The organism is Halomonas sp. 707D4 (assembly GCF_024158685.1).
In the GTDB taxonomy this organism is placed as follows: domain Bacteria; phylum Pseudomonadota; class Gammaproteobacteria; order Pseudomonadales; family Halomonadaceae; genus Vreelandella.
In genome coordinates, this window is record NZ_JAMZBD010000262.1 from 1 (window position 1) to 4,482 (window position 4,482).

General features: G+C 67.0%; 3 protein-coding genes and 2 pseudogenes. All 5 read right to left on the minus strand.

Annotated elements, in window-relative coordinates:
• A pseudogene (locus BIS11_RS11560) lies at window positions 1–205 on the minus strand (NAD(P)-dependent alcohol dehydrogenase); the annotation flags it as partial.
• A gap of 43 nt (window positions 206–248) precedes the next feature.
• A pseudogene (locus BIS11_RS11565) lies at window positions 249–2,146 on the minus strand (ABC transporter ATP-binding protein).
• A gap of 60 nt (window positions 2,147–2,206) precedes the next feature.
• Window positions 2,207–3,235, minus strand: coding sequence for an AbrB family transcriptional regulator (locus BIS11_RS11570; protein ID WP_253424888.1), 1,029 nt, complete (start codon window positions 3,233–3,235; stop codon window positions 2,207–2,209).
• A gap of 121 nt (window positions 3,236–3,356) precedes the next feature.
• Window positions 3,357–4,220 (minus strand): PA4780 family RIO1-like protein kinase, encoded by an 864-nt coding sequence (locus BIS11_RS11575; RefSeq protein WP_253424885.1) that lies wholly within the window; start codon window positions 4,218–4,220, stop codon window positions 3,357–3,359.
• 60 nt (window positions 4,221–4,280) lie between these two features.
• Window positions 4,281–4,482 (minus strand): DbpA RNA binding domain-containing protein (locus BIS11_RS11580; RefSeq protein ID WP_253586079.1); only part of this gene is annotated, 202 nt, incomplete at its 5' end.

Sequence of the window (4,482 nt, forward strand, 5' to 3'; positions counted from 1 at the left end):
CGCCGGCACCGTCGGACATCGGAATGCGGCCGTCGTCACACGGGATCATACCCGCGACCACGGCGTAGTCGTGAAAGTTGAGCGAGCTTGCGTGCAGGCGCACGCGAATCTCGCCGGCACTCGGCGCGGCGGCGTCTTCGTGCTCTTGCACCTGGAGTTGGTCGAGCCCACCCGGGGCGTTCAGGATAACGGTACGATTGGCCATTCACTCCTCCTGATTCATCCATTAATCAACTGGTCTACTGCGCTTACGTCACGTTAGCAGACGAATCCGCATCCGACACGTCGAGGCCCAGAAAGCCGCCGGACTGGCGCTGCCAGAGGCTCGCGTAGATGCCGTCCTTCGCCAGCAGCGCCTGGTGGCTGCCGCTCTCGACGATCTCGCCGCCGTCGACCACGATCAGGCGATCCAGCATGGCAATGGTCGAGAGCCGGTGGGCAATGGCGATCACCGTCTTGCCCTCCATCAGCGCGTCGAGCTGCTCCTGGATCGCCGCCTCGACTTCGGAGTCGAGCGCCGACGTCGCCTCGTCGAGCACCAGGATCGGCGCGTTCTTCAGAAGCACCCGGGCGATGGCGATGCGCTGGCGCTGCCCGCCGGAGAGCTTGACGCCGCGCTCGCCGACGTGGGCGTCGAGCCCGCGCCACCCGTGCGGGTCGACCAGATCCGCCAGGAAGGTGTCGGCATGGGCCCGGCGCACCGCTTCCCACACGTCCTCGTCGCTGGCGTCCGGACTGCCGTAGCGGATGTTGTCGCGAAGCGAGCGGTGCAGAAGCGAGGTGTCCTGGGTGACCATGCCGATCTGGTGACGAAGCGAGGTCTGGGTCACCTGGCTGATGTCCTGGCCGTCGATCAGGATGCGCCCGCCCTGCAGGTCGTAAAAGCGCAGCAGCAGGTTGGCCAGCGTCGACTTGCCCGCCCCGGAGCGGCCGATCAGGCCGATCTTCTCGCCCGGGGCGATGGTCAGGTCGAGCCCGTCGAACACCGTCTTGCGCTCGCCCTTGGCCTGGGCGTAGTGAAAGTGCAGCGCCTCGAAATGGATCTCGCCGCGCGGCACGGCGAGCGCCGGTGCCCCCGGGGCGTCCTGGATGGTCGGCGCCTGGGCGATGGTGTTCATGCCGTCCTGCACGGTGCCCACGTTCTCGAACAGGCCCGCCACTTCCCACAGGATCCAGTCGGACATGAAGCGAATGCGCATCACCAGGGCAATGGCGATCGCCAGCACCCCGAGCGAGATCGCATCGACATACCAGGCGCTGATCGCCATGCCGGCGATGCCCACCAGCAGCAGCGTGTTGAGAAACGTCAGGCTGACGCTCATCACCGTCACCAGGCGCATCTGGCGATGCACCGTGACCAGAAAGCCCTCCATCGCCTGCTTGGCGTAACCCTGCTCGCGGTCGGTGTCGGCAAACAGCTTGATGGTCTGGATGTTGCTGTAGCTGTCCACCACGCGCCCGGTCATCTCGGCGCGGGCGTCCGCCTGGGCCATGGAGACGTCGCGAAGCCGCGGCACGAAATAGCGCATGATGCCCAGATAGCCGACGAGCCAAAGCCCCAAAGGCAGCAGGAGCCACGGGTCGGCCCGGCCGAGCAGAAAAGCCGCGCCGGTGAAGTAGACCAGCGCGTAGACCATCAGATCCATCACCTTGGTGACGGTCTCGCGGATGGCCAGTGCGGTCTGCATCACCTTCTGGGACACTCGGCCGGCGAACTCGTCCTGGTAGAAGGCCAGGCTCTGGCTCAGCATGTGGCGGGCGATAGCCAGCGGCCGATCATCGGATAGTTGCCGAAGATGCTCTGGTGGGTGATCAGCGACTGCAGGAGCACCAGCAGCGGCAGCCCCAGAATCACCAGCAGCCCAAGCCCGGCAAGCCAGACGCCGTTGGCCTGCCAGAAGCCCGCCCGCTCGACGTTGCCCAGCCAATCCACCAGCTCGCCCATGTAGCTGAAGAACAGCACCTCCGCCGCCGAGACGGCAGCGGTGACCAGCGACATGGCCACCAGAAGCGGCCAGATCGGTCGCGAGAAGTGCCAGATGAACGGCAAGAGCCCCCGGGGCGGGGTCTTCACCTCGCCCTCCGGATAGGGGTCGACGCGCCCCTCGAAGTAGCCAAACAGTGGTTTCAGAAAGCGTGCGAACATGGAAGGTCCTTGAAGCCCCAGGTGAGAAAGCGGTGTTGGTGGATGATGTATGAAACCGAATCAGCGCCCGGCAGAGCGGCGCAGGAGAAAGCGCGCCCAGAACGGGGCGAAGAGCATCAGCGTGATCATGCGCAGCAAATGGTGAAAGGCAACGAACACCGGGTCGATATCGAGCGCCACGGCGAGGATCGCGATCTCGCCGATGCCCCCCGGCGCCAGCGCCAGGATGGCCACGTCACGCCCCACGCCGAGAAACTGATGAATGAGCTCGGCAAACAGGATCAGCACGCCCAGCGCCAGCAGCGTCGCCACGCCGGACTGCCACAGGTAGCGCCCGAACAGCCGCCGGGTCATGCCCTTGAAGCGCGAGCCGATGGCGCTGCCCAGCACCCACAGCATCACGTTCATCGCCCACTCCGGCAATGCCAGGCTCGCGATGTCCAGCCCCGAGAGTACCCCGGCGACCAGAAGCGGCGCCAAGAGCGCCGGCGTGGGCATCTTGAGCCGGCGCCCCAGGGGCAGGATCACGGGGATCAGCAGCAACAGCCAAGCGTGCTCGAAACCCGACGATGCGGGTGCGCCGCCGGCCTCGCCCGGGCTGAACATCCAGAACAGCGGCGGCAAAAACAGAATCACCAGCACCACGCGCAGCGACTGGGCGATGGCGATGCGCTGCGGGTCGCCGCCGCACTTGTCGCCGAGCAGGATCATCGCGGTCATCGCCCCGGGGGCGGCGCCGAACCAGGCACTCACGCCGTCGAACCCGCAGCGCCGGTACCAGGCCGCCGCCACCGCCGTGGAGGCCGCCACTGCCAGGAGCAGAAGCGCCGCCGAGACCGGCCAGTCGCCCACCCGGTGGGCCAGCTGCGGGGTGACCTGGCTGCCCAGCACCAGCCCCATCACGGCCAGAAAGAGGCTTCGCAGCCGCTCGGGAATCACCACGTGGACGCCCTTGGAAGACGCCAACAGGTTGGCCACCAGCGGGCCCAGCATCCAGGCCAGCGGCAGACCCGTCAGCTGAAAAATCGCGCCGCCCAAGGCCCCCGCGCCGAGCGAGGTGGCGAGCCCGCGCGCCGTGGTCCGGCTCATGGTCATCCCTTTCACACCTGCTCCTTGCGAGGACCGGGCACCTTCGCCCGATGCGTCGTTAACCGGCTAATGAACACCGTGCATTCTAGCACTTCGTGGCACAAGGCGAGCCGCCGATACGTCAGTAAGGCGCGTCGTCCTCGTCGTCTCGCAGGCGCGCCTGGCGCTCGGCCTCCTCCTCCTTGGCGTCGTCGATCACGCTCATCAGCGCGTCCACATCCGCCGAGCGGGTGTCGAACTCGAAGTGGCCGGTGAGCCGGCTGTCCGGGTGCAGCTTGCCGGCTTCATACAGCGCCCACATCTCCTTGGCGTAGTGGGTGTCGAGCAGTGCCGGGGCGTAGCGACCGAAAGTGGCGCGCATGTTGTCGACGTCACGCTCGAGCATGGCGGCGGCGCTGTTGTTGCCGGCGGCGTCCACCGCCTGGGGCAGGTCGATGATCACCGGGCCGTCGGCGTCGACCAGCACGTTGAATTCGGAAAGATCGCCGTGCACGAGCCCCGCGCAGAGCATGCGCACCACGTCCTGGATCACCTTGGCGTGGTAGGCGAGCGCCTGCTCCTCGGTGAGGGTGACATCCCCCAGGCGCGGGGCGACGTCGCCCTCGGCGTCCGTGATCATCTCCATCAGCAGCACCCCGTCGACGAAGCCGTGGGGCTGGGGCACGCGCACGCCGGCGCTATTGAGCCGGTAGAGCGCGTCCACCTCGGCGCTGAGCCAGGCCTGTTCCTGCTCCTTCTGGCCGTAACGGGTCTTCTTGGCCATGGCCCGGGCGCGGCGGCTGTTGCGCTCCTTGCGCCCCTCCTGATACTGCACGGCCTGCTTGAAACTGCGCTGCTTGGCCTCCTTGAACACCTTCGCGCAGCGCTTCTCGCCGCCGGCGCGCACCACGTACACCTGGGCTTCCTTGCCGCTCATCAGCTGCATGAGCACCTCGTCGATGAGGCCGTCATCGACCAGCGGCTGTAGTCGTTTGGGTATCTTCATGGCTTGCGGCCGTCGCTCCTTGAGTGAGTGCGTATGCGAAATGGCGCCGTGCGGGCGATATCAGCGGTCGATACGGCGAACGCGAAAGGCGCGGCCCTTGAGCTTGTCGCGCTCGAGCTTGCCCAGCGCCTTGTCGGCCACGCCGCGCTCGACGGCGACGAAGGCGCTTTTCGCCTGGACCTTGATCTTGCCCACCTGATCGCCGCGCAGGCCGCCTTCGCCGGTGAGCGCGCCGAGAATATCCCCCGGGCGCAGCTTGTCC